Genomic DNA, 25,189 nt, shown 5'->3' on the forward strand with positions numbered 1-25,189 from the left:
GTGCGTAACGCAAGAGGGGAGATCGAACGCGAGGGGAGCGCAGTTCGGTGGGGTTGTTCGGTGACATGCTCGACGCTGCCAAGCACGTCGGGTCGGAGATCGCGCACACCGTCGAGTCGGGGGCCGATGGCCTCGGCAAGGTCCTGAACGGGGCCGGCATCGGCATGCTCGCGGGCGGGCTGCCCGGGGCGATCGCGGGTGGCTACATCGCTTCACAGACCGGCACCGGCGCGGACAACCCGCAGGCCGCCGGGTTGTCACCCGGGCAGCTGGTGCAGGCCGTGCTGACCGGGCCCGGCACCGAGTCGCTGCAGAGCGTGCACCGGGCCGGCGTGGACCAGTCGAAGTACCAGCTGCAGCTGGAGCAGGGGACGCGCGAGCTGACGTCCGGCCTCGAATCCGCGTGGACCGGCGGCGCCGCGGACGCGGCACGGGAGCGGCTCCAGCCGCTGACGGCGTCGGCGACCTCGGCGTCGGCGACGCTGGACCGCAACTCGACGCTGTCCCAGACGCAGATCGACCAGTTCCACCAGCTGAAGAACTCGCTGCACCCGGACGTCACCGACCAGCCGCCGACGCGCAGCGCCTGGGACGTCGCGACGCCGTGGGACACCGACACCGAAGACAAGATCAACCAGTACAACCGGAAGGCGCAGGAGAACGTCGAGCGGTACACCTCGTACTCGCAGCAGTCGAGCACGAACACCGCGGGCCGGACGATCGACTACGGCCAGCTGCGCGAGTACACCGGCGGCGAATTCGAGGTCAAGGACCCGAAGAACCCGGTCGAGCCGCCCGCCAAGCGTCCCCGCGTCGGCGGTGGCGACGACGACCACCGGCCGATCGGCGCGCAGGTGCAGCCGCCACCGGCGGTCCACCCGCCGGGCGTGCAGCCACCACCGCCTCCTGGTCAGGTCGTGCCGCCGCCTCCGGGTCAGGTCACACCGCCGGGCTCGTACACGCAGGTCCCGGGCGTCGACGACAGCGTCCGCGCGCAGGGTTACGTCCCGCCGTCGACGCAGTTCCCGCCGGGCTACCAACCTTCTTCGCCCTCTTCACCCGGCAGCGGTTTCGGCCCGGGCTTCGGCCCCGGTGGTGGCGGTTTCGGGCCCGGCGGTGGCTTCGGCCCAGGCGGCAGCGGCGGGTTCGGCCCGGGCTCGTCGCCGGGAACGGGCAGCGCCACCGGAGCCCGTGCTCCCGGCGCGTCCACCGGCGCGGGGCTTCCCGGCGAAGAACGTCCAGGCGCGCCCGGCGGGATCCGCGGCGGCGCGGCGGGCAAGCCGGGCTCGCCGGGGATGGGCGGCACGGGCCAGGGAGCCAAGGGCGGCAAGACCGAGGACGAAGAGCACCAGCGGGCGTCGTACCTGGTGGAAGCCGACCCGGAGAGCATCTTCGGGGCGTCCGACGAGAGGACCGTGCCCCCGGTGATCGGGCTGTGACGGTGCTTTACCTGCCCAAGTCCGCGCTGCTGACGGCCTGGGAGTGGGAGCGGCACGGCCCACCCCCGGCGGTCCTCGGCCCGGACAACCTCTGGCTCGGCGACGAGACCCGCAAGCGGCTCGACGAGAAGGTGCTCGACGTCCTCGCGTCGCTTCGCCTCGCCGTCGGCGGCACGCTGACACGCGAGTTCCGCGACGTCCTGCGCGTCCTGGCGCGCGGACCACGGCAGTTCACGGCGTGGCTGGGCGACATCGAGGCGGACGAGTCGGGCACGGCCCTGGTCTCGGCCGACGGCCCGCGCGCGTTCCGGCTGATCCGCAAGGCCGACACGATCCGGATCGACGCCGTGGAGCCGTCGCGGATCGCCGAATCGCTGGTGGACGTGCTGCCGCCGGTCCCACCCGCCCGGATCGAGCGGGTGGCGATCCCGGAGTCGCGGTTCTCGGGCCACGAAGAGTCGTACGACCTGGCCGACCCGACGTCCGACGCCACCCGCGACCCCCTGCCGTGGGCCCGCCGGCTGATGGCGGCGAAGCGAACGGGGCTGCACCAGTGCTACGCGGTGAACGGCGGTGCCCGCAGCGCCCCGATCACCGCGGTGGACGCGGCGGGAGTCGGACGAGTACTGACGTACGCGTTCCCGGGGCAAGAACGGATGGTCAGCATCCAGCCGGGCACCCGAGCGGCACTGGTCGACGTGCTGTACGCGACGCTCAACGGACTGGGAGGAGGAGCGCGATGACGGCGCCAGGAGGAGCGATCTTCAGCGGCATCGGCTTCTGGGCGACGGACATGCCCAGCGGCGCGGCGCGGCCGGCCGGTGGGCAGGGGTTCGCGATGAGCAGCTCGGAGATGCGGGCAATGCTCAAGAAGGCCGAAGACCTACGACAGACGATCGGCACCCAGTACCGCACCGCGTCGTACCTTTCGCGGGCCGATCCTCCGGCGGATGAGCCGGCCAGCAACGCCGCGGTGAACGGGCAGAACGGCGTCAACGAAACCGGCCGCTACTACGAGGGCCACCTTCGTTATCAGTTCGGCTACCTGACCGAGTTGATCAGCCGGCTTCGCAAAGCACTCGGGATCACTGAAGCCGTAGACCAGCAGGCAGCTGCCGACACCTCCACGAAACGCGGGATAGCCGAATGAACAGGCAGAGCATCGTCACCCTGACCGTTGCCGCCACGTGCGCCGCCCTGCTGAGCGGCTGCAACGGCGAACACGGCACAGCAACACCCGCGCCCACAAGCTCCGCAACCACCCCCGGGTCCGACGTACCCAATAACGGAGCCCCCGCGGTCGCCAATCCCCTTCCCGACCAGGTGCTGGCCGGCAGCCCGTGCGACACCGCTCTCACGGCCACGCAGGTGAGTGACTTCCTGGGCGACACCGGCCCCGGAAAGACCGAGGACGCCGAGCTCGGCCCGCTGTGTCAATGGGACAGCACGTCCGGAAGTGGCGCGGGGCTGACGGTCGGCTACGACACCAAGTCGGACCAAGGCCTGAGCCTCGCCTACAAGAACACCAAGCCGAAATCCTCGCTCTGGAAAGAGCTGAGCCCGGTTCAGGAGTACCCGGCGATCGCCTACGGGGACACGTCCGACAAGCGGCTTTGCAACGTCGTCGTCGGCGTGACGGACAAGCTGACCTACGGCGTCACGCTGATCCTCGGAGACCGAGCCGCCGCCGACGGCAAGGACGCTTGCGAGATCAGCCGCAGCGTCGCGGACTTGGTGCTGACCAACCTCAAGGCGAGGGCCTGAGCTGCACCTTTCCGTAACCTTCGCCGCCGCGTTGGTTCGGGACTTGTTGTCGTAAGCGCCTAGACTGTTCGGATGAGCCACCCCACGCGGAGGGGTCGCGCGCGTGCGGCTACCGAACTGGACATCCGGCGGACCGCCCGGAGGCTCCTGGTCGAGCAGGGGCCCGAGGCGGTCACCCTGCGCGCGATCGCGCGGGAGCTGGGGATCACCGCGCCCGCCTTGTACCGGTACTACGAATCGCGCGATGACCTGGTCGAGAACCTGCGGCTGGACGTCTGCGCGGACCTGGCCGACGAGCTGGCCGAGGACATCGCGGAGATCCCCGACGACGGGATGCTGCAGCTGTTCGCCATCTGCAAGGGCTTCCGGCGGTGGGCGCTCACCCACACGAAGGAATTCACGCTCGTGTTCGCGTCGCCGACCGGTGGGGTCGGGTCCGCGGCCGGGAGTGCGCTGAGCCGGGTCGACGAGCCGTTCGGGCGGATCTTCCTGGCCGCCGCCGGGCGGGTGCTCGCGATGCACGACCTGGTCACGCCGCCCAGCAGCGGGGTGCCGGACGAGCTGCGCGATGACCTCATGACGTTCCAGCAGTCGCTGGCCGACGTGCTCTCCGAGTCCGGGCAGAACATCCCGGCGGAGCGGCTCGACCTCGGCGTGACGTACCTGATGATCCAGTTCTGGGCCCGGCTCTACGGGCACGTCACGCTCGAGGTCTTCGGCAACTACCCGATCCCGATGTCCAAGCCGGACGTCCTGTTCGAGTCCATGCTGATCGACCTCGCGAAGGAAATCGGGCTCGACCGCAGCTAGGCCGCGTGGCCGCCGTCGACCGAGAGGGTCGACGCCGTGACGTACGCGTTGGCCGGGGCCGCGAAGTAGGCCACCGCCGACGCCACCTCGGCCTCCGTTCCGTAGCGGTCGAACGCTGTCAGGGCGCGCTGGTCGGCCGCGTACGGTCCGTCGGCCGGGTTCATGTCCGTGTCCGTCGGGCCCGGGTGGACCAGGTTGACCGTGATGCCGCGCGGGCCGAGTTCGCGGGCCAGGGCCTTGGTCAGGCCGGTCATCGCCGCCTTGCTCGTCGCGTACAGGACCATGCCCGGGCCGGGTACGCGGTCGGCCACGCAGCTGCCGATCGTGATCACGCGGCCGCCTTCGCCCAGGTGGGCGGCCGCGGCCTTGGTCACCGCGAGCACTCCGCGGACGTTCACCGCCAGCACGCGGTCGACGTCCTCGATCGCGGTGTCCGACAGCGGCCCGACGAAGCCGACGCCGGCGTTGTTCACCAGGACGTCGAGCCGGCCGAACTCCGCGACCGTGGTTTCCACGGCCGCCGACACCGCGGCGGCGTCCGCCGAGTCAGCCTGGATCGCCAGGGCCCGCCGGCCGAGGGCCTTGATCTTGTCGACGACGTCAGCCGCCTGCCCGGCGTTGTGCTGGTAGGTCAGGGCGACGTCCGCGCCGTCCTCGGCGAGCCGCAGTGCCGTGGCCGCACCGATGCCACGGCTGCCGCCCGTCACCAGGGCCACCTTGCCGTCGAGGGTCATGCCGGGTTCTCCTTCGATCGAGCGGATTTCCTTGACCGCTCAATCAAATCGAGAACACCTCGCGAGCACTGGCACCTTTCCGCCGTCGCGCTACGGGACCAAGACACCCCCCACCGCTCCCAGGGGGGCGTCCCCAGGTTCAGTCTACCGGCGGGGTACGACGGAGGGCCGGAAAAACGGTTGTGCAGCAACGGTTATCCACATTCGGCAGTGGGTGTGGACAACTGGCCGGAGGACCGGTGACGGTCGGTCGGCGACGGCGGACAACCGCAGCTGGACCCGGGCGAGGCCCCCAACGGACGGTGGCCGGGCTCGGGCTGGATGGTGGCCACCCCGCAAAGGGTGGCCACCAGCGTGGCCTACAGGACGATGTTGACCAGCTTGCCCGGGACCACGATCACCTTGCGTGGCGTGCCGTCGCCGACCAGGGCGGCGACCTTCTCGTCCGCCAGTGCTGCCGCCTGGACTGCGTCCGGTGCGGCGTTCGCGGGGACCGTGATGCGGGAGCGGACCTTGCCGTTGACCTGGATCGGGTACTCGACCGAGTCCTCGACCAGGTACTTCTCGTCCACCACCGGGAACGGGCCCTGCACCAGCGAATCCGCGTGGCCCAGGCGGCGCCACAGCTCCTCCGCCATGTGCGGGGCCAGCGGGGCCAGCATCAGCACCAGCGGCTCGGCCAGCTCGCGCGGTGTCGACGCGGTCGCGCCGTACGTCTTGGTGACGTGGTTGTTCAGCTCGATCAGCTTGGCGCCGGCCGTGTTGAAGCGCATCTCCGCGTAGTCCTCGCGGACACCCGCCACGGTTCGGTGCAGCACCTTGCGGTCCGCTTCCGAAGCGTCCTCTGTGGACACTCGCAGCTCGCCGCTCGCCTCGTCGACGATCAGGCGCCACAGCCGTTGCAGGAACCGGTGCGAGCCCACGACGTCCTTGGTCGCCCACGGGCGGGACATGGCCAGCGGGCCCATCGCCATCTCGTAGAAGCGGAACGTGTCGGCGCCGTAGTTCTCGGCCATCTCGTCCGGCGTGACGACGTTCTTCAGGCTCTTGCCCATCTTGCCGTACTCCTGGCTGACTTCCTCACCTTCGAAGAAGTACTTGCCGTCGCGCTCCTCGACCTGCTCGGCCGCGACGTAGACGCCGCGGGCGTCGGTGTAGGCGTACGCCTCGATGTAGCCCTGGTTGAACAGCTTCCGGTACGGCTCCTTGGACGTCACGTGGCCCAGGTCGAACAGCACCTTGTGCCAGAACCGCGAGTACAGCAGGTGCAGCACCGCGTGCTCGACGCCGCCGACGTACAGGTCGACGCCGCCGGTGTCGTCCGCGCCGTGCTCGGCGGCGCGCGGGCCCATCCAGTACGCCTCGTTCTCCGGCGCGCAGAACGACTCCGCGTTCGTCGGGTCCACGTAGCGCAGCTGGTACCAGCACGAACCGGCCCAGTTCGGCATCGTGTTGATGTCGCGGCGGTAGGTCTTCGGGCCGTCGCCCAGGTCCAGCTCGACCTCGACCCAGTCGGTCGCGCGGGCCAGCGGGGACGACGGCATCGAGTCGCGGTCGTCGGCGTCGAACGTCACCGGCGAGTAGTCGGCGACCTCGGGCAGCTCGATCGGCAGCATCGACTCCGGGACGGCGTGCACTTGGCCGTCCTCGTCGTAGACCACCGGGAACGGCTCGCCCCAGTAGCGCTGGCGCGAGAACAGCCAGTCGCGCAGCTTGAACTGCACGGTGCCGACGCCGGTACCGTCCTCGGCCAGGCGCTCGATGATCGTCTTCTTGGCTTCGGCGACGTCCATGCCGTCCAGGAAGCCGGAGTTGATGGCCGGGCCGTCGCCGGTGAACGCCTTGCCGTCGAAACCCTCGGACGGCTGCACGGTCCGGATGATCTCCAGCCCGAACTTCTCGGCGAACTCCCAGTCGCGGACGTCCTGGCCCGGGACGGCCATGATCGCGCCGGTGCCGTAGCCCATCAGGACGTAGTCGGCGACGAAGACCGGGATCTGCTTGCCGTTGACCGGGTTCGTCGCGTACGCGCCGGTGAAGACGCCGGTCTTCTCCTTGTTCTCCTGCCGGTCCAGCTCGGACTTCCGCGACGCCGCGACGCGGTACTCCTTGATGGCGTCGGCGGGCGTCGCCGCGTCGCCGGTCCAGCGCTTGTCGACGCCTTCGGGCCAGGTGGCCGCGGTCAGCTTGTCGACCAGCGGGTGCTCCGGCGCCAGCACCATGTAGGTGGCGCCGAACAGGGTGTCCGGCCGGGTCGTGAAGACCTCGATGGCGTCTTCGCCGGCCTTGAACGTGACGCGGGCGCCGTGCGAGCGGCCGATCCAGTTCCGCTGCATGGACTTGACCTTCTCCGGCCAGTCCAGCAGGTCCAGGTCGTCGACCAGGCGATCGGCGTAGGAGGTGATCCGCATCATCCACTGGCGCAGGTTGCGGCGGAACACCGGGAAGTTGCCGCGCTCGCTGCGGCCGTCGGCGGTGACCTCTTCGTTCGACAGCACCGTGCCCAGGCCCGGGCACCAGTTGACCGGCGCCTCGGAGATGTAGACCAGACGGTGGTCGTCGATGATCGTCTTGCGCTCGACCGCGCTCAGGGACGCCCAGTCACGGCCGTCCGGTGTCGGGCGCGAGCCGTCGGCGAAGGCGGCCTCCAGCTCGGCGATCGGCCGCGCGCCACCCGCGGCCTCGTCGTACCAGGAGTTGAAGATCTGCAGGAAGATCCACTGCGTCCAGCGGTAGTACTCGGGGTCGATCGTGGAGATGCGACGGCGTTCGTCGTGGCCCAGGCCCAGGCGCCGGATCTGGCGCAGGTAGGTCCGGATGTTCTCCTCGGTCGTCTTGCGCGGGTGCTGCCCGGTCTGGACCGCGTACTGCTCGGCCGGCAGGCCGAACGCGTCGAAGCCCATCGTGTGCAGCACGTTGCGCCCGATCATCCGGTGGAAGCGGGCGAAGACGTCGGTGCTGATGAAGCCCAGCGGGTGCCCGACGTGCAGGCCGGAGCCCGACGGGTACGGGAACATGTCCTGGACGAACAGCTTGTCGCTGGGGACCGGCTGCCCCTCGACCGCCAGCGGCCCGACGGGGTTGGGCGCGTGGAACGTGCCGTGGTCGGCCCAGAAGTCCTGCCAGCGCCGCTCGATCTGACCGGCCAGCGCGGCCGTGTAGCGGTGCGCCGGGACGTCGGTCCCTGTTGTCTCGGTCATCGCCGTCTTCCTTCGTCGCGAGGTACTCCAGAAACAACTCGACCCCTCAGCCTCGAGGGCATGAGGGGTCGCCGCGCCGGCCGGGGCCCGGTCAGCGCGGCAGGCTGAGGAGCAGCCGAGCCGTGTTCATACGTTCATCGTAACTTGCTGGTCAAAGCCGTTCGGAGGGGACCGCCAGTGCGACGAACTGCGTGACCTGGGTGGGCGAGAAGTTGTTGTCGCTGACGATCACCAGGCTGCGCTCGCCGTTCGGCAGCTTCGGGCCCCAGGTCATGCCCTCGATGTTGTCCACAGTGGACAATCCGAGGTCGGCCACGTCGAAGAGCAGGCGCTTCTTGACCGGCGTGACGTGCTTCGCCGCACCCAGTGACGGCACGTTCAGGACGTTCGTCGCGCCCTTCGTGTCGATTTCGTAGACGCGCACCTTGTTGCCGACACCGGTGACGAACGAGCGCTCCATCATCAGGAACTTCGTCGGGTCGGCCTGGTCGACGGCCAGCATCGACGAGACGCCGGTCGTCGCGAACGCGCCGGCCGGGACCGGTGACGCGAAGATCGGCTCCTGCGGGTAGGCGTACTGGGCGAGGACCGGGCCGTAGCGGCCCTGCAGCGTGATCCGGGAGACGCCGCCGGTCGTCAGCGTCGACTCCGGGCCGTCCTGCAGGAGCGGCCCCTCGACGTCGCTGGCCAGCAACGCGCCGAAGCCGGCGAACGTGATGCCCTCGAGCACCAGGTTCTGCCGCGGGCCTGCCGTCGGCGTCATCTTCTCGTTCGCAGGGATCGGCAGGTCACGGACGTACTTGCCGTCACGGCGCGCCTCGCGGATCGACGGGTCGATCAACGTCGTCGCGGTGCGCTCGCCCTCCTGCGACCAGTAGTAGTCGCCGGTCCACGGGTCGACGCGCAGCTCTTCGGGGTCGATCGTCTGCTCGTTCTGCGGCTTGGCGGGGTCGTTCTGCGTGAGCGGCGGGTACGGCGTGCCGTCCGGCCGCAGCAGCGGCTTCGTGCCGGTGAAGGTGACGTCGCCGACGCCCTTCGCCGTGATCGGGAAGGTCGCGGTGTAGAACCGGGCCGGGTTGATCGCCGACCGGTCGTCGCAGATCAGGGCGTAGCCGCCGGTCCGGGGGTCGTAGTCGATGCTGGACAGGCCGCCGACCGTCGTCCCCTGGTACTGCAGGGAGTTCGGGACGATCTTCTCGCCGAGCAGCCGGATCGGGCGCTGGTGACTCTCGGTGGCATCGGCCGGCGCCGCGGCGGCCAATCCCCCGATCAGGGCAAGGGCCAACACGGTGGGCAGTACGCGGGGTGACATGGCCTGTAGCACAGTCGATCAGGGTATCCGGCAGGTTGCCAGGACGTCACGCTTATCCTTGACCCGTGTTCGCTATCGCGCTGGTTCCGATCCTGCTCGGTGTCGTCGTCGGCTGGGGCGGTGTCCTCGGCGTCCGCGAAAAACTGACGCGCGAAGGCGGCACCGGCGTGCGCACGCAGGCCGCGTTGCGCAGCGAAGACGCGTTCAAGCTCGCGAACCGCGTCGCCGGGCTGCCGACGGCCGCCGGTGGCGCGATCTCGATCCTCTCCGGGCTGGCCGGGCTCGCGATGCCGTCGACCGGTGGCCTGATCGCCGCCGCGCTCGGGGGCATCGTGGCGATGTTCGTGCTGGTCGTGGGCGGTGGCGTGCTCGGCAACCGGGCCGCGCTGACCGTTCCCGCGCCGGCTCCGGCGGCGCCCGCCGGCTGCAGCGGCTGCGCGTGCGGCGAGGGCGGCTGCGGCGTCTTCAAGAAGGCCTAGTTGCGCTGGAGGTCACCCGGATGGGTGGCCAGCAGCGCGATCGGCACGCCCTGGCGGCGCAGCACCTGGCTCCACAGGTCGCCGCTCGGCGAGGCCAGGATGTCGCTCGGCAGCGCGGGCACGATCACCCAGTCGTCCCGCTCGATCTCGCCGGCCAGCTGGCCGGAGTCCCAGCCCGCGTACCCGGCGAACACGCGCACGCCGCGCACCTTCGGCACCAGGACCTCGGGATCGGTGTCCAGGTCGACCAGCGCGACCGGCCCGCGGACCGCGATCACGCCCGGCACGCTCGCCGCGGTCTCGCCGGTGCGCAGCGCGGCCAGGCACAAAGCCGTCTTCTTCTCCACGGGCCCGCCGACGAACACGGACTGCGGCTCGGCGACGTGGCCACCCCAGTTGGGCAACACGTCGTGCACGGCGACGTCGCTCGGCCGGTTCAGGACGACGCCGAGCGTGCCCTCGTCGCGGTGATCGATGACGAACACCACGGTCCGCCGGAAATTGGGGTCGACCATGGTGGGGGCGGCGACCAGGAGCGTTCCCGGCTCAACCTCGGCGTCCGCTGGCACGCGACCCATGATCTCACCTCTGGCCCGGCGAATTACTTCGGCTCGGGAACAATCGCCCCACCCGCCTCGTTTGAAACAGTGGTCGGCGCACTCCGTGTCCCCCGGGCTCACTGAAGAACCGCCTTTGTGGAATACCAGTCCGGCTGGAGCCACACTGCGCATAGCCGCCGAGAGGCGACCTCAGTGCGTCGGCCACCCTCTACTCTGGGTTCGTGACGATCAGCGCCGATGTGGCCACAGGGCGAAAGGGCCCTCGCGAGCTGCTCAAGGACCCGGCCTTCCGGCGTCTGCTCTTCACCCGCTTCGCCGCCAGCTGGGGTGACGGCGTCTTCCGCGCCGGGCTCGCCGGTGCCGTGCTCTTCAACCCCGAACGCGCCGCCGACCCGCTGGCCATCGCCGGCGGGTTCGCCGCGTTGCTGCTGCCGTACTCCGTCGTCGGGCCGTTCGCGGGCGCCCTGCTCGACCGCTGGGACCGGCGCAAGGTCCTGATTTTCGCGAACCTCCTGCGCGGCCTGGCGATCCTCGCGTCGGCCGCCGCCGTCGGGTTCGGGTTCGGCGGGATCGGCCTGTTTTCGCTGGCCCTGGCCGCGGAAGGGATCTCCCGCTTCATCGGCTCCGGGCTCTCGGCGTCGCTGCCGCACGTCGTCCCGCCGCCGAGTGTGGTGACGGCGAACGCGTTCGCCACGACGATCGGCTCGGTCATCGCCGTGATCGGCGGCGGCTGCGCGATCGGCTTGCGCGCCCTGTTCGGCAGCGACGACGCCGGCTCGGCGTACACGACGGCGTTCGCGGTGCTCGGCACCCTGGTCGCAGCGTTCATCGCCCGCGGGTTCGCGCGCGGGTTGCTCGGGCCGTCCGTGGTCGACGAGCCGACGAACCCGCTCGTCGCGGTCGCCCGCGGGCTGGCCGACGGCGCGAAGCACGCCTGGCGCGCGCCGAGCGTCACCGCCGGGTTCATCGCGCTCTTCGCGCACCGGGCGTCGTTCGGCGTCTCGCTGCTGGTCACCGTGCTGCTGATGCGCAACTACTTCACCGATCACGGTCTCCTGCGCGCCGGCCTGCCCGGGCTGGGGCAGATGGCCGCGCTGGCCGGGGCCGGGCTGCTCATCGCCGGCCTGCTGACCGCCCGGCTGATCCGCCGCGCCGGACGGGTGCGCGCGGTGCTCGGCGCGCTGGTCGTCGCGGCGATCGCGCAGTCCGCGCTCGGGCTGCCGATGGTGCTGCCGTGCGCGCTGCTCGCGTCGTTCTTCATCACCGGCGCGGGCCAGGTGCTGAAGCTGTCCGTCGATTCGTCGATCCAGCTCGACGTCGCCGACGAAGCCCGCGGCCGCGTCTTCGCGCTCTACGACACGCTCTTCAACATCACCCAGGTGGCGGCGGTATCGCTGGGCGCGCTCGTCATCCCGGACGACGGCCGGTCGCCGGGCCTGTTGATCGCCGCAACCGTTTGTTACCTGGTCGGCGGGGCCGGGTACCTCCTCGCCCGGCGCCGGACGATTCGCTGAGGCAAAAGCCCGAACCGGCTCCGATGACTGCTCCATTGGCATTAGGGTGACGGGAAGTCATTAGTAGGTTCGAGGGACACCGGGGGCTCCTGTGACCACCGCGGGCGACGACCGTGCGCGCCTTCAGGCACGCAATGCCGCGATGAAGGACCAGATGGACACCCTCCTGGAGAACTTCGAGCGGCAGACGGCGCAGCTGCGTGACGCCCAGGCCGCGGCGGCGGAGACGACCGCGCACGTGACGTCCCCCGACGGCCTGGTCCGCGCGACCATCGACGCCGGCGGCAGCCTCGCGAAGCTCGAGTTCTCGCCGAACGCGTTCGAGCGCACGACCCCCGCGCAGCTCGCGAACACCGTCCAGACCCTGGTGCGTCAGGGATCGCTGCAGGTCAAGCAGAAGATCGCGGACCTGATGGCGCCGATCACCGAAGGCCTGCCCGACCTCGCCGACCTGGTCGACGGCGCGCCGTCGCTGGCCGGGCTGGTGCCGCCGATCCCGGACTTCGCCGAGGAAGCTCCCGAGCCGCCGCGGCCCGAATCCTTCGAGGACGACGGTTCGATCCTGCGCAACGACCAGCCGCCGGCGCCCCCCGCTGCCCCGCCGGCGCCCAAGCGCGTCCGCCCGCCGCGCGCGGACCAGGACGAGGAGCCGCCGTCGTCCTGGATGACGAGGGGCGACTGATGCCGGACGGGGGAGCCGGCTTCACCGCGGAGCCGGACGCGGTGCTGCGCGCGTCGAACGGCCTGGTCACGGCCGCGGACGGGCTCGACGACGCGCTGAAGGCGTTGCAGGGCGCGCTGTCCGCGCAGGGCGAGTGCTGGGGCGACGACGACTCCGGCAAGGAGTTCGCGAAGGACTACGTGCCGGGCGCGCAGGGCGCCGTCGAGGGCTTCACCAACCTCGTGCAGGGGTTGCGCGGGATGCAGCAGAACGTCGACAAGTCGATGAAGGCCCTGACGGGCGCCGACCAAGACGTGACGTCCCAGCTCGGCAAGGGGCAATGACCCGTGGGTATGGAAATGCCCGACGCGGTCAAGTGGCTGCTGCCCATCGTCGTCGGCGAGAGCTGGCCGGAGGGCGACGAGACCAAGCTGCGCGCGCTGCGGGACGCGTGGCACACGGCGTCGTCCGCGATCGGCCCGGCTTCGGACGCCGGCAACCAGGCGGCGTCCGGGATCCGCGACAACTGGACGGGTGACGGCGCCGACGCGTTCGTCGAGCAGTGGAAGAAGTTCGTCGAGGGCGACGAGGCGTACTTCAAGCAACTGGCCGACGCGACGAAGGCACTGGGCGACTCGTGCGACCAGACGGCCCTGGACGTCGAGTACACGAAGTACATGATCATCATCTCGCTGATCGTGCTGGCCGCCCAGATAGCGGCGATGATCGCGGCCGCGGCGGTGACGTTCGGCGGCTCGACGGCGGGCATCGCGCCGGCCCAGATCGCGACGCGGATGACCGTGCAGATGCTGTTCCGGCAGCTGCTCGAGAAGCTGGCGCAGCAGGGGTTCAAGCAGGTCGCGAAGGAGCTGCTGGAGAAGCTGCTCAAGCAGGGCCTCAAGAAGATCGGCATGGAGGTCCTCAAGAACGAGGCCATCAACCTCGGCATGGACGCGGGTATCCAGGGCCTGCAGATGGCGAAGGGCGACCGCCAGAGCTGGGACTGGTCCAAGACCACGGATTCGGCGATCTCGGGCGCGGTCGGCGGAGTCGTCGGAGCCGGTAGCGGCGCGATCGGGCGTGGAGCGACCGAGGGGTTGTCGCACAGCGCTGGTGGGCAGATCGCGGATGCGGCGATGCGCGCCGGGGCGCGGGGGGCTGCCGAGGGGGTCGCGCAGACGGTCGGTCAGGCCGCGGTGACGGGGGATCTCGGGTCGTTGACGCCGGAGCAGCTGCTGACGGGCGCGTCGAGTGGGGCCGTCGGTGGGGCTGTTGGGGGCGCCAAGGAGCAGATGCACTCGGTGCATGAGGCGAACATTCCGCGGGCTGAGCCTGGTGGGGATGGGGGCGCTGGGTCTGGGACTGGCGCCGGTGACCCGGGAGCCGGGGACTCGGGATCTGGCTCTGGCTCTGGCTCGAGGGATTCGGAGTCGGGTTCTGGCTCCGGGGACTCGGGGTCGGGGGATTCCGGCTCCGGGGAGTCTCGTGGGACCGGCGAGTCCGGAGGCTCGGGCTCGGGAGATTCCGACTCGGGCAGCTCTGGGGAGTCCCGCAGCTCTGGTGAATCGGGCGAGTCCGGGGGTTCGCGCAGCACCGGTGAATCCGGCGAGCCGAGCGGCTCGGGTGAATCCGGTGAGTCCCGTGGTGCCGACGAGCCCGGGGATTCGCGGCGGGGCTCGGAGGAGCCGAGTTCGTCGTCGGAACCGGAGACGCGGAGTGAAGAGCCGCCGTCGCGGGCGGAGTCGTCGTCAGAACCGGAGACGCGGAGCGAGGCGCCGTCCGAGCCCGAGTCGCGGAGTGAGGCGTCGTCTGAGCCGGAGTCGCGGCACGAGGCGGCGTCGGAGTCGCGGCAAGAGCCTGAGTCGCGAGGTGAGGCACCTGCTTCCCAGCGGGAGCCGGAATCCGCGTCGCACCGTTCGGAGCCCGATGCGCAGGGTCCTGCACGTCAGGCGGCTGAGCCCGTCGCACAGCGGCAGCCCGAGGCGCAGCGAGTCGCGTCGGATGGTCCGGCTCCCCAGCAGCAGACACCCGCAGGTGGATCAACGCCGCCGATGAGTGGCGGCGGAATGCCGAGTTCGTCGGGTGGGGTGCCGCACAGCAGCAGCTCGTCGGGCGGTTCGCACGGCGCGGATTTCTCTGGTGGCCCGTCGCAGGCCGGCGGTTCGCCGAGCAGCCCGTCGCACGGGGGTAGCTCGTCGGGCAGCCCGTCGCACGGTAGCGGCTCGCCGAGCAGCCCGTCGCAGGCCGGGGGCTCGTCGCACGGCGAGAGTTCATCCGGCGGCTCGTCGAGCGGCGGCTATGGCATGGCCCCGCCGGCATTCGGCCCCGAGCCGGGACGGCAGAGCGGCGGACGTCCGACGGACAACGTCGGCGCAGCCGGGTTCACCGGCGGCCCGGGCCAGCCACTCGCTGCGGACGCGGGACCAATGCCGTTCCAGGGCGGTGGAGCGCCGCAGCAGATGTCGCCCCCACCGCCGGGCGGATTCACGCCGCAGCCTGGCGGGATGCCGAGCGGCGGTGCTCCGGGCGGACGCGCGGGTAGCCCGGGTCCGCGCCCGGGCGGGCCGACGCCGCCGATGCCCCCGCGAGGGGGCCAACCCCCGCACGAGCAGCCGCGACGAGTACCGCCGCAGGACCCGCGCCGGATGCCGCCGGGTGGTCAGCCGCCAATGTCGCAGGGCGGTCGGTCGCCCCAGGGTGGGCAACCGCAACACGGTGGGCAGTCCTCGCACGGTGGGCAGTCGCAGCCGGGCGGCCAACCGCCCCACAGCGGGCAGTCCTCGCACGGCGGACAGCCGCAGCCAGGTGGGCAGCCGCCTCATGGTGGGCAACAGCCGCGGACTGGGCAGCCAGTCCGCGGGGAGCAGCCACAGACCGGCCAGACACCGCATGGTGGGCAACAGCCTCACGCCGGGCAGGTCCAGCAGGGTGGACAGCCACCACGGGGCGGACAGCCGCAGCACGGTGGACAGGCACCGCTCGGTGGGCAGCCGACGCAGGGTGGACCGGCGCAGCACGGGGGACAAGCCGGCCCCGGTGGACAGCCGATCCAGGGTGGGCCGACCTCCCACGGTGAGCAGGCTCCGCACAGCGGGCGGGCGCAGCAGAGCGGGCTGCCGCCGCACAGCGGGCAGGGTCTGCACAGCGGGCATCCGCAGCAAGGTGGACAGCCGCCGCAAGGCGGACAGCCGTCGCACGGCGGGCAAGCGCCACACGGCGGGCAGCCGCAGCAGAGCGGGCAGTCGCCGCACAGTGGTGGCGGGCAGCCGTCGCAGGGTCAGCAGTCGTCGCGCGGTGGGCAAGCGCCGCGTGGCGGGCAGCCGCAACAGGGCGGACAGGCTCCGCACAGTGGGCAGCCGCAGCAAGGTGGACAGGCGTCGCATGGGGGGTCGTCGACGCCGGGTGGGCTGCCGCGGCAAGGTGGGCTGCCGTCGAAGGGTCCGCAGGTTGGGGGGCCGTCGCAGGGTGGACGTTCGGGGCCGCCGTCGCATGGGGGGCTGCCTCCGCAGGGGCATCCGCCTCAGGGTGGGCCGCATCCGAATGATCCTCGGCGGATGCCGCCGGGTGGGTGGCCGTCGCAGGGTGGGCAGCGCCCTGCGGGGTATCCGAGCCAGCCGCGGGGGCCGCAGGGGCCGGGTGGGCGGCCTTCGATGCCGTCACCGTCGCCTGGTGGGCGGCCGCCGATGCCGCCGCATGATCCGCGTGTGGTGCCGCCGCCGCGCTTCGGGCCGCCGCAGGAGAATCTTCCGCGCGGTCCGCACAATCAGCCGCCCAGGGCTTTCGAGCAGCCTCGGCCGGTGGATCGCGCCCCGGAGCAGCCGCCGGTGCATCGTCCGGCTGACCAAGCTTCGCGACCGCCCGTCGCGCCGGCGACGGAGCGGTTCGCCGGACCGGCTCAGCCTGCGCGTCCGGCGGAACCGACCGCTCCTCAGCGACCGGGCGAACAGGCGCCGGCCCGGGAACACGCCGCTGAGCCGGCGCCGGTCGGGCGCGGCCACGCGGCTGAGCCCGCCGAGCGGGCGGTCCGGCAGCCCGTCGACGAGCAATCGGCCACTCCCGACCGCGTGGCTGAGCAGCACGCGCCTGCGGTCGAGCGCCCCGCCGAACCGTCGGCCGCAGAGCGGGACCGTGCGGCTGAACGGCCTGCTGAGCTGGCGGCCGGGCAGCCCGGTGGTGAGCGGGCGACCGCCGAGGAACGGCCCGGCGAGCAGGTACCGACTGAGCGCTCCGGCCAGCAATCGCATGCCGCTGAGCAGGCAGTTGCCGAACAGGCACGCTCTGAGCAAGGGCCCGCGGAGCATGCACCCGCGGATCAACCGCCGGGCGAGCACACCGATGAACAACCGCCCGGCGAGCACCCCGCGGAGCGACCGCCCGCCGAACGCTCCGCTGAGCAGGCACGCTCCGAGCAAAGGCCCACCGAGCAGGCACCTGCTGAGCACGCTCCCGCGGAGCACTCCGCCGAGCAAACGCCCGGCGCGCACCCCGCGGAGCAACCACCCGCTGAACACTCCGCCGAGCAGCCGACTGCAGAGCACCCCGCTGAGCAACCGCCCGCTGAGCAGGCGCCTGCCGAACAGCACAGTGGCGGCGACGACTCGGCTGTGCAGGGACTGCAGCAGGGGCGGGCTGATGAGCCCTACCTGACCGATGAGCGGTTCCACACCGATGATCCCGCCGGGGTTCGGCGGATCGAGGACACCTTCATCGACTCTGGGCGTCAAAGCTCCGAGACCGGTGAGTGGCGGCACGAGCAGGTTCGGCGCGAGGCGCTTCTCCGGCGCGACGAGTTCCATCCCGGCATGTCCGACGACGGGGCCTTCGCCGTGCACGCCTACACGCGGCACGAGATGGTCGGGCCGCTCAATCGGGCCCTGCGGTTCGGCAGCCCGGAGCTTGCGGACCTCGCTCCGCAAGCCGGGGCGCTTGTTTCCGGGTTGAACGAGATGCCGCCGCATGTCGGCACCGTCTCTCGGCGGATCGACTTCCAGGGCGATCCTGCGCGGGTCCAGGCCTTCCTCGGGCGGTTCCACGAGGGTGCGCACATCACCGAGCCGTCGTTCCTCAGCTCGTCGAAGATCGACGGCGAGCACCCGCGGAGCATCTTTCCCGGCGAGGTCGAGATGCGGATCGACTCCAAGACCGGCCGGGACGTCGAGTCCATGGCCAGCATCGGGCGCGAGCGCGAGGTGCTGTTCAAGGCCGGGTCGCAGTTCGAGATCACGAGTATCGAGAAGGGTCCGGGCCACCCGGAGCACCCCGACTACGTCCACGGCTCCGGCGGGACCATGGACCAGCCGCAGTGGGTCGTGCACGCCGAGGAGGTCACCGCCGGTGATCCGCGGCACCTCGGGGACGGCGACGCCCAGCGTGCGATCGACGAGCGGCGGGCGCAGGAGCGGGCCGACGACGAGCGGTTCCAGCGTGAGGCCGACGCCGAGACCGAGAAGTTCTACGCCGAACACCCCGAGCTCAAGCCGAGCGGCAACCTGTTCAAGCTGCTGGGCGGGGACGACGCCGAGCCGCCCGCGCCCGAGCGGCGGGTGCCGGCGACGCGGGAGCCCGACGGTGGCTGGTCGCGGCTCGCCGAGCCGCTCACGCCGGGTGGTGCGCCCGTGCTGCACGCCGGGTCCGTCGAGAGCCCGCAGCAGCACGCGCGGCTCGTCCGGGACGCCGTTCCCGAGCTCGCCGCGGTCAACACGCGCAACCACTACGGCCCGGACGCGCTCGAAGGCGGCTTCCGGACCAACTCCGCCGAGTCGATGGTCGCCTTCGAACGGCGGATGAACGGCGAAGACGTCGTCGCCGGGCCGGGTACGAACCAGGGCCCCGCGCACGTCAGCGACCAGCTCGGCGAGCAGTGGCACAGCCGGGACGGCTTCGGTGACGTCGCCCGTGACCTGGGCGAACGTCCGGTCGGCGCGCGGACGGCCGTGGCCTTCGAAGCCGGCGGCGAGCCGCACCTGGTCGCCGGCGTGCACACCGAGCACGGTGTCGTCTTCGCCGATCCGGTCACCGGCCGTCTGGCCGAGCTGCCGCACGACGCCACCGGGATCCACGAGATGCCGCTGGGCGGCGGAGACGCGGCGCCACACCACGCGCCGGAGATCGCGGATCGGCTCAACCCCACGCCCGAGCGCGTGCCGCACAACGAGAGCTACCTCTTCGACGGCGAGCACCACGCCACCCCGGCCGACCACGAGAGCATCCGCCGGGCCGTCGGCGACGACGACGTCTACCAGGACGTCCACGACCGCGCGCTCGCCCGCCGGGACGCCGCCGGGCTGCCGCTGACCGACGAGGGCGCCGTCGCGGTCCACGGCTACACCCGCGGCGAGTACGCTTACGACGTCAACGACGCCCTGCGCCGCGGCCCCGGCCACCCCGGGTTCGACCTCGCGCAGGAGAACACCCGCGCGATCGTCGACGGCCTCGGCCAGGTGCCGCGGACGTCCGGCGAGACCGTCCGCGGCATCGACGTCGGCGGCGATCCGCGGCTGGCCGAGCTGGTCGCCGGGCCGTACGAGCCGGGCGCGGTGGTCGTCGAGCCCGCGTTCTCCAGCGCGTCCATCAAGACCGGCGAGCTCTCGACGTCGAAGTTCGGTGACGACGTCGAGCTGCACGTCCGGTCGGACAACGTCCGCGACATCTCGAAGCTCGCCGAGAACCCGGGTGAGCGCGAGTCGCTGTCGCCGCCCGGGACGCAGCTGCTGGTGCACGACAAGCGGCTCGAGAGCACGCCCGAGGGGCGCCGCAAGTGGGTCGTCGAGGCCGAGGAGATCGGGCCCGGCCACCCGCGCTACCTCGACCCCGAGGCCGCGCAGCGGAAGATGGCCGAGCGGCGCGCCGAGAACGAGCACAACGCGGCCGAGTTCGACCGGCGCAAGCAGGAGTCGATCGCCGAGCGCCTGGGCGGCCTCAACGAGCCGGTCGTGGAGCACCACCAGCCGGAGCAGCCGAAGGTCAGCGACGTTCTCGACGGCCCGGCCGAGCCGCACGTCGACACAGCAACACAACCGGACTACTCGTCGCTGGCGCGCGCGACCAACCCGCCCGCCGAGCCGGCCATCCACGCCGGCGCGGCGACGCCGGAAGAGCGCGCGGCCTACGTCCAGGACCGCCACCCGCACCTGCGCGAGGTCAACCCGGGCTTCCACGAGCCGGGCGCGCTGGAGAACGGCTACGTCTCCAACTGCACCCGCGGCCCCGAGGCGTACTGGGACCGGCTGCACGGCGGCGACGCGACGGCCGAGCCGATCCCGCTGCACGAGATGGGCACCCGCGGCACGCTCGAGCACATCGAGAGCCGGTTCGGCGAGACGTTCTCCGGTCGCGCGAGCTACGACGACGTCATCCGCGAGATGCGCGAGCGGCCGGTGGACCACCACGCCGTGGTCGCGGTGAAGTACGAGGGCCGCGGCGGCGTCGAGTACGGGCACGTCGCGATGGTCGTGCACACCCGCGAGGGCGTCGCGTTCATCGACCCGCAGTCCGGCGACCTGATGCACCTGCCGCACCCGCCGAAGGACATCAAGCTGCTGCACGTCGGGACGCCGGGCACGGAGCACGTCCAGACCGAGCACGTGCACACCGAAACCCACGGCGGCTACGGCATTTCCGAAGACGGTTTCCTGGCCCGCGACGACGTCGCCGCGGCGCTCGACGGCCACCCGGACGCCGACTACATCCGCGCCCACCTCGGCGAGCACCCCGATCTGGTGCGGGTGCTCACCGATCCGGCCAACGACTACCTGACGCGCTCGCTGCTCGACAACCCGAAGACGCTGGCCAGCCTGCTCAAGCACCCCGAGGCGATCCCGATCCTGGAGGACGCCGTCCACGAGGTGAACGAGCGCGGGTACAGCGTGGTCGACGACGTCGAGCACCAAGGGGTCGGGCCGTTCGACCCGACTCCCGAGCAGGCGGAGATCTCTGCCGACGTGGCGGCGATCGCCACGGATGTCGACCGGGGGTTGCGGCTGCACGAGAGTTTCGACCTCGGCAGGGCGGGAGATCCGGAGTACTGCCGGCAATGGGTCGCCGAGGAACGCGAGCGCTGGCCCGAAACCCAGGGCACGCTGAACCGCATCACCGAGCGGATCGCGGGTGAGACCGACGGTCACGCGGGGTTCCGGCCGGAGCCCAAGGACGACGTACGCGCTCTGGCCAAGATCGAGAAGCACGGTTGGAACGGCGGGAAGCTGCACGACCTCGTCGGTGCGAAGATCCAGTTCAAGCGGGTGGCGGACATGTACCGCGCGCTGGACGCGGTGCGCAACGACCCCGAGCTGACGATCGTCGACTTCACCGACCGGCTGGCCGAGCCGAAGGGCAGTGGCTACCGGGACCTGCAGCTCAACGTGCGGCTGCCGAACGGGCACGTCGCCGAACTGCGGTTGCACCTGACGCACATCGACGAGGTGGCGTCGTACGAACACGCGCTCTACGAGGTGCGTCGTGACTTCGAGACCTTCAGCAGGAAGGAAGGGCGCGACGGCATCCTGTCGCCCGAAGAAGCGGCGCTCGACGCGGCGTTGACCGAGCAGGTCCGAGGCCGTTTCGAAGAAGCGTTCCGGCGGGGACTGACATCCGAGGAGAGCGGCTGATGGCCTTCCAGACCCCGATGTTCTACAAGTACTACTCCCGGACGTACCGGATCGACGCCACGCCCGACGGCGGCCTGGTCGGCTTCCTACTCGACCTGCAGAGCGGCTTCTTCGTCCAGGACAGCAGCCATATCCGCGAGGTCATCTGGTCGACCACCGAGTCGAACATCGACGGTCCCTTCAAGGAAGAACGATTCGTCCAGGAGACCGAGCGTGAACGGGACTTCCACCTGACCGGCGACGGGCCGATCTTCGCGCTTTACGAGACGGTGGGCGGGCTCTACGAGCAGGCGAGGAAACGGGAGAGCCGACGGTTGGAGCCGCAGGAGTCCGCACTGGTCCAGTCGATCTACAAGCGGACCTTCAAGATGTGGGAAGACGAAGCCACCCGTCGTGCGGCCGGTGAGGCGCCGACGTTCGAAGCCAAGCCGCGTTACCCGAGGCAATGATTCACGTGGAACAACGACTTTCGCCCGATGAGCAGCGCGCCCTCCTGGTGCAGCTGGGAAAGCTCCTGCGCGAGCACCGGGCCGACGCCGGACGGCCGGCCGTCGTGGACTTCCGGCAGGTCGGGAAGCACGTCGAGGTCGAGGGGCACAACGCCGCGACGCCGGACGGGCTGGCCGACCTCTTCGGGCGGCTGCGGCAGGGGATGTACGCCGAGGAGCGCGGGACCTGGCTGCAGGCGCGGTTCACGCTCGCGCCCGACGGCACCTTCGACTTCGACTTCGCGCTCGACGACGAGCCCGTGTGGACGGACCCGCCGGAGGCGACGGCGTTCCCGGAGGAGCTCGGTGAGTTCCCGCGGCCCGACGAGCACGTCCCGGACTGGTGGCGGATCCGCGCGCAGCTACCGCTGGGCGTCGTCTTCCGGATCGCGGACGTCGGGGGCCCGGAGACCGACCGGCCGCTGCTGACCGACACCGAGGCGCCGCTCGTGCTGCAGTACCTCGAGCGCGAGGCCGTCGTCCACGAGAGTCCCGACGGCGACGAGCGCTTCCACTCCGACGGCACCTGGATCTGGTCCGCGGCCGTGCCGCGGCTGCTCGCCGAGTTCGGCCTGCCGCCCGAACCGGACCTGGTCGCGCACATCCGGCGCTACCACTTCCAGCCGCCGTACGTCGAGCCGCTGGTCCGGCGGACCGCCGAGGCGGACCTGCTGGGGAAGCCGCGGCCGAAGCCGGGGCGCACCGACGGCAAGACGACCGGCGGTGACGTCGTCGCGGCGCTGGAGACCACGCCGGACCCGTCGCTGGACGACGAAGAGCTGCTGACCGTCCTGGTGCAGCGGCTCGGCGAGCACGGGGTCTGGCCCGAGGCCTACCGCGTCGGCGACCGCGCGGACGGCACGTGGTGCCTCAACTACACGCCGGACGGCTGGGAAGTCGCGGCGTACGCCGACGGCGCGCCCCGCGAGCCGAAGCACTTCGGCCGGCTCGAGGACGCCGCGCAGCAGCTCCTGGGCGCGTTGCTGCTGCACCCCGCCCGGATGACCGCCGGCCACGAAACACCGTTGGAAACGGCTCGGGAGCTGGCCGACTGGCCGGTGCACCCGGCCCCGGGTGAGCCTCCCCTCACCCTGCTCCGCAACAAGCGCATCACCCGGCTGGTGGCGGGTACGGTCGTGCTGCGCTTCGGCGAGGAACCCGGCAACCTCGTTCACCACGGGGAGGTACGGTTCGCCACGACGTCGCTGCCGCTCGAACGCGAACGGGTGCAGCGGAGTTACCGGCTGAGACGCCCCGTGCACGTGATCACCGGCATCACGGTGCCGTGGGCGAACCTGCCGGGAGGCGCGGTGGCCTACGTGCTGCCGAAGACGATCGCCGAGCACGAGTCCGACGGAAGCCTGGAGAGGATCGAGTAGGTGGAAGCGGCGGAAGCGATTGCCAAGGTCGGCCAGTGGCTGCGCGCGGTGCACGGCCCGGACGTCTCCGGTCCCGCCGGGCTGCGGGTGGACACCGAGAAGGTGCTGCGCATCCCCGAAGGCTGGTCGGTGCCCTACAACACGATCGCGTTCCTCGACGAGGGCCGGCCGGACAAGGAGATCTTCCCGCCGCCGTCGGTGGTGGTCCGCGAGCCGGACGGCGAGCTGCGCCAAGCGCACCCGCACCCCGGCGGGCTCTCGGTCCCGGTGGCGTTCCCCGGGCAGGAGAACTGGCGCGAGGTCGTCGACCCCGAGTACGTGAAGGCCGGGCTCGGCGAGCTGGGCGTGCCGCTGCAGGCCGTCGCCGGCTGGGTGAAGGTCGACGCCGACGGCAACCAGACCGGCGAAGAGCGCGAGAACCCGGAGTACAAGGCCGGGCCGATCCGCCGTGGCTACCCAAAGCCGGAGAACACGCTTGAGACGCTGCTGTCGTTCGCCAGCGTCGGCTGGCTGACGCGGGAGCTGCTGCTCATCGGGCTGATCCGGTGCGAGGTGTTCGTGCCGCTCGATCTGGAGACGGGCAAGACGGACCGGTTCTACTTCGCCGAGGAGCGCAACGAGCTCAAGGTCTTCAGCTCGACGCGGCACCTGCCCCCGCGCGAGCACGGCTGGTGGCGGGTCGACGTCGCCACGCTGGCCGAGTTCGAGCACCCGCCGAACCTGGTGATCAACGGCGGCCCGACGACCATCGAGGACGTCTCCAGCAACGAGCTCGCCCAGATCGTCAAGCGGTTCCCGCGGCACGAGCCGCGCATCGACGTCCACGGCCGCTGCCCGGAGGCCGAGGAGGACCTGATCCGCGTCGCCGCCGACACGGCGTCGCGGATGGCGCTGCCGGCGCCGGTCAAGCCGCCGCTCGCCGCGGCCGAGCGGGCCCGCAAGCGCGGCTACGAGCTCACCGCCGAGGAGTGCGCGAAGACCGTGCTCGGCGAGTCGTGGCTGAAGCGGATGACCATGCCGGAGCCGCCGCGCAGCAAGCCCAACGACCTGCGCGCGAACGGCCTGGCGCCGGCGTACGACAACGACGGGCGCCCGGTGCCGCGGCTGGACACGTTCGGCAAGTACTTCGAGCGGGACCTCGACGGGTTCCGCTACGGCTGGCAGCGCGTCACCGGCGCGTTCGTCGGCTTCGCACTCGGCGAGGCGCTCGGCGCCGCGGTCGACCGGATGCCGCTCCACGACATCCACGCGAAGTACGGCATCGAGGGCGTCTCCGACCTGCTCCCGGCGTTCGACCAGCCGGGCCGGATCGGCTCGCTGACGCAGCGGCTGCTGTTCTACACCGAGGCCGTGATCCGCAGCCCGCACCGCGAGCAGCCGGAGTCCCGCGAGGCCGAGCAGCTGCTCCCCGACGTCACCCGCGGCGCGCTGCAGCGCTGGCTGAAGACGCAGGGCGCGCCGCTGGATCACCCGGACGGCTGGCTCGTGCAGGTCACCGACCTGCACGCCCGCCGCGACGCCGACGACGCCGAGCTCAACGCCTACCACCAGCTCGCCACCGGGGCCGGGGGCACGCCGCTGGCCGGCCCGGCCGCGCTGCTCCCCGCGTTGCCCGCCGCGCTCACCATGGCCGGTCCCGGCAGCGGGTTCAGCGGCGGCGCGCGCCAGGCCGTGCGCGCGATGGCCGGCGTCACCCACCCCGGCGAGCCCGACCTGGCCGCCGCGACCTACCTGACCTGGCTGTTCGAGCAGGCGCTGACCAAGGACGCGTTCAGCTTCCCGATCTGGAACCTCGGCCGGGAGATCCTCAACCCGGACAACCAGTTCCAGCAGGGTCCGGAGTGGACCGAGATCAAGGAGATGGTCGCCGAGTCGGTGCCGTTCTTCGGTGAGCACGGCCTGCCCGACCTGCGGATGCCGGAGCTGATCGGCGACGGGAAGGGCACGCTCTCGGTGCTGGGACGCGCTTTCGCGGCGTTGTCCGGCTTCGAGAACTACCCGGAGCAGGCGCTGCTGCGCGCGGTCAACCACTCCGGCCGCAGCGCGCTCACCGGCGCGATCGCCGGCGCCCTGCTCGGCGCGCGGACCGGCATCCCCGGGCTGCCGCAGAAGTGGGTCGACCAGCTGGAGCTGCGCTACCTGGTCGAGAACGTGGCTTCGGACGCCTACTGGCACTTCGACCGGCACTCGGCGCTGAGCGCGCTCGGCGACCGGTGGATCGAGCGGTACCCGCGGCATTAGCG

18 protein-coding genes and 1 pseudogene are annotated in these 25,189 nt (G+C 71.4%); 14 read left to right on the top strand and 5 right to left on the bottom strand.

The features are described from left to right. Positions 1 to 65: 65 nt before the first annotated feature. The 5 genes from OHS58_RS36975 (at position 66) to OHS58_RS36995 (ending at position 4,013) form a co-directional block, all read left to right on the top strand. Positions 66 to 1,439 (top strand): hypothetical protein, encoded by a 1,374-nt coding sequence (locus OHS58_RS36975; RefSeq protein ID WP_328645513.1) that lies wholly within the window; start codon positions 66 to 68, stop codon positions 1,437 to 1,439. Further along, positions 1,436 to 2,182, top strand: coding sequence for an ESX secretion-associated protein EspG (locus OHS58_RS36980; protein WP_328645514.1), 747 nt, complete (start codon positions 1,436 to 1,438; stop codon positions 2,180 to 2,182). Before OHS58_RS36975 ends, OHS58_RS36980 begins: the two co-directional genes overlap by 4 nt. After that, the gene (locus tag OHS58_RS36985; RefSeq protein ID WP_328645515.1) at positions 2,179 to 2,589 is read left to right on the top strand and encodes a hypothetical protein; all 411 of its coding nucleotides are present in this window, start codon (positions 2,179 to 2,181) and stop codon (positions 2,587 to 2,589) included. Before OHS58_RS36980 ends, OHS58_RS36985 begins: the two co-directional genes overlap by 4 nt. Beyond that, positions 2,586 to 3,203, top strand: a complete 618-nt coding sequence (locus OHS58_RS36990; protein ID WP_328645516.1) for a DUF3558 domain-containing protein — start codon at positions 2,586 to 2,588, stop codon at positions 3,201 to 3,203. Before OHS58_RS36985 ends, OHS58_RS36990 begins: the two co-directional genes overlap by 4 nt. Before the next feature lie 72 nt (positions 3,204 to 3,275). Next, positions 3,276 to 4,013, top strand: coding sequence for a TetR/AcrR family transcriptional regulator (locus OHS58_RS36995; protein ID WP_326945397.1), 738 nt, complete (start codon positions 3,276 to 3,278; stop codon positions 4,011 to 4,013). Here OHS58_RS36995 and OHS58_RS37000 read toward each other — a convergent pair. The 3 genes from OHS58_RS37000 to OHS58_RS37010 form a co-directional block, all read right to left on the bottom strand. Then, a complete protein-coding gene (locus OHS58_RS37000; RefSeq protein ID WP_328645517.1) occupies positions 4,010 to 4,747 on the bottom strand; it encodes an SDR family oxidoreductase in 738 nt (245 codons plus the stop codon). The two genes, OHS58_RS36995 and OHS58_RS37000, sit on opposite strands and share 4 nt — an antisense overlap. 359 nt (positions 4,748 to 5,106) lie before the next feature. Continuing rightward, positions 5,107 to 7,947 carry a leucine--tRNA ligase gene (gene leuS, locus OHS58_RS37005; RefSeq protein ID WP_328645518.1) on the bottom strand — a complete coding sequence of 947 codons (2,841 nt, stop codon included), beginning with the start codon at positions 7,945 to 7,947 and terminating at the stop codon, positions 5,107 to 5,109. Between the two features lie 151 nt (positions 7,948 to 8,098). Next, positions 8,099 to 9,259: an esterase-like activity of phytase family protein gene (locus tag OHS58_RS37010; RefSeq protein ID WP_328645519.1), complete on the bottom strand. Its 1,161-nt coding sequence runs from the start codon at positions 9,257 to 9,259 to the stop codon at positions 8,099 to 8,101. A gap of 65 nt (positions 9,260 to 9,324) precedes the next feature. Here OHS58_RS37010 and OHS58_RS37015 point away from each other — a divergent pair, with 65 nt between their 5' ends. Beyond that, entirely contained in the window at positions 9,325 to 9,738 is a 414-nt protein-coding gene (locus tag OHS58_RS37015; protein WP_326945401.1) for an SdpI family protein, read from the top strand. Here the strand turns inward: OHS58_RS37015 and OHS58_RS37020 are convergent. Beyond that, positions 9,735 to 10,316: a YqgE/AlgH family protein gene (locus OHS58_RS37020; protein ID WP_247059601.1), complete on the bottom strand. Its 582-nt coding sequence runs from the start codon at positions 10,314 to 10,316 to the stop codon at positions 9,735 to 9,737. The genes OHS58_RS37015 and OHS58_RS37020 overlap by 4 nt on opposite strands. Positions 10,317 to 10,519: 203 nt before the next feature. On the opposite strand from OHS58_RS37020, the gene OHS58_RS37025 reads away from it, so the two are divergent. From OHS58_RS37025 to OHS58_RS48830, 4 genes and pseudogenes are all read left to right on the top strand, one after another. Beyond that, positions 10,520 to 11,812 (top strand): MFS transporter, encoded by a 1,293-nt coding sequence (locus OHS58_RS37025; protein WP_328645520.1) that lies wholly within the window; start codon positions 10,520 to 10,522, stop codon positions 11,810 to 11,812. A gap of 142 nt (positions 11,813 to 11,954) precedes the next feature. Beyond that, positions 11,955 to 12,494 (top strand): YbaB/EbfC family nucleoid-associated protein, encoded by a 540-nt coding sequence (locus tag OHS58_RS37030; protein WP_326945403.1) that lies wholly within the window; start codon positions 11,955 to 11,957, stop codon positions 12,492 to 12,494. After that, positions 12,494 to 12,817, top strand: coding sequence for a WXG100 family type VII secretion target (locus OHS58_RS37035; RefSeq protein WP_328645521.1), 324 nt, complete (start codon positions 12,494 to 12,496; stop codon positions 12,815 to 12,817). Before OHS58_RS37030 ends, OHS58_RS37035 begins: the two co-directional genes overlap by 1 nt. Before the next feature lie 15 nt (positions 12,818 to 12,832). Continuing rightward, positions 12,833 to 13,258, top strand: a pseudogene (locus tag OHS58_RS48830) (WXG100 family type VII secretion target); the annotation flags it as partial. A 2,871-nt stretch (positions 13,259 to 16,129) separates the two neighbouring features. On the opposite strand, the gene OHS58_RS37040 reads toward OHS58_RS48830, so the two are convergent. After that, the gene (locus OHS58_RS37040; protein WP_328645522.1) at positions 16,130 to 17,269 is read right to left on the bottom strand and encodes a hypothetical protein; all 1,140 of its coding nucleotides are present in this window, start codon (positions 17,267 to 17,269) and stop codon (positions 16,130 to 16,132) included. Between the two features lie 6 nt (positions 17,270 to 17,275). Here OHS58_RS37040 and OHS58_RS37045 point away from each other — a divergent pair, with 6 nt between their 5' ends. Genes OHS58_RS37045 through OHS58_RS37060 form a run of 4 tightly spaced genes read left to right on the top strand, consistent with a single transcriptional unit; the run spans position 17,276 to position 25,187 of the window. After that, complete coding sequence (locus OHS58_RS37045; RefSeq protein ID WP_328645523.1) at positions 17,276 to 21,079, top strand: toxin glutamine deamidase domain-containing protein; 3,804 nt, start codon at positions 17,276 to 17,278, stop codon at positions 21,077 to 21,079. Next, the gene (locus OHS58_RS37050) at positions 21,079 to 21,528 is read left to right on the top strand and encodes a hypothetical protein (protein WP_326945409.1); all 450 of its coding nucleotides are present in this window, start codon (positions 21,079 to 21,081) and stop codon (positions 21,526 to 21,528) included. The genes OHS58_RS37045 and OHS58_RS37050 overlap by 1 nt, the downstream gene beginning before the upstream one ends. Continuing rightward, positions 21,525 to 22,946: a TNT domain-containing protein gene (locus OHS58_RS37055; RefSeq protein ID WP_328645524.1), complete on the top strand. Its 1,422-nt coding sequence runs from the start codon at positions 21,525 to 21,527 to the stop codon at positions 22,944 to 22,946. Before OHS58_RS37050 ends, OHS58_RS37055 begins: the two co-directional genes overlap by 4 nt. Continuing rightward, on the top strand, positions 22,947 to 25,187 hold the full coding sequence (locus OHS58_RS37060) for an ADP-ribosylglycohydrolase family protein (RefSeq protein WP_326945412.1): 2,241 nt from the start codon (positions 22,947 to 22,949) through the stop codon (positions 25,185 to 25,187). Positions 25,188 to 25,189: the final 2 nt, after the last annotated feature.

Origin of the sequence: Amycolatopsis sp. NBC_00348, assembly GCF_036114655.1 — a bacterium.
Lineage (GTDB): Bacteria > Actinomycetota > Actinomycetes > Mycobacteriales > Pseudonocardiaceae > Amycolatopsis.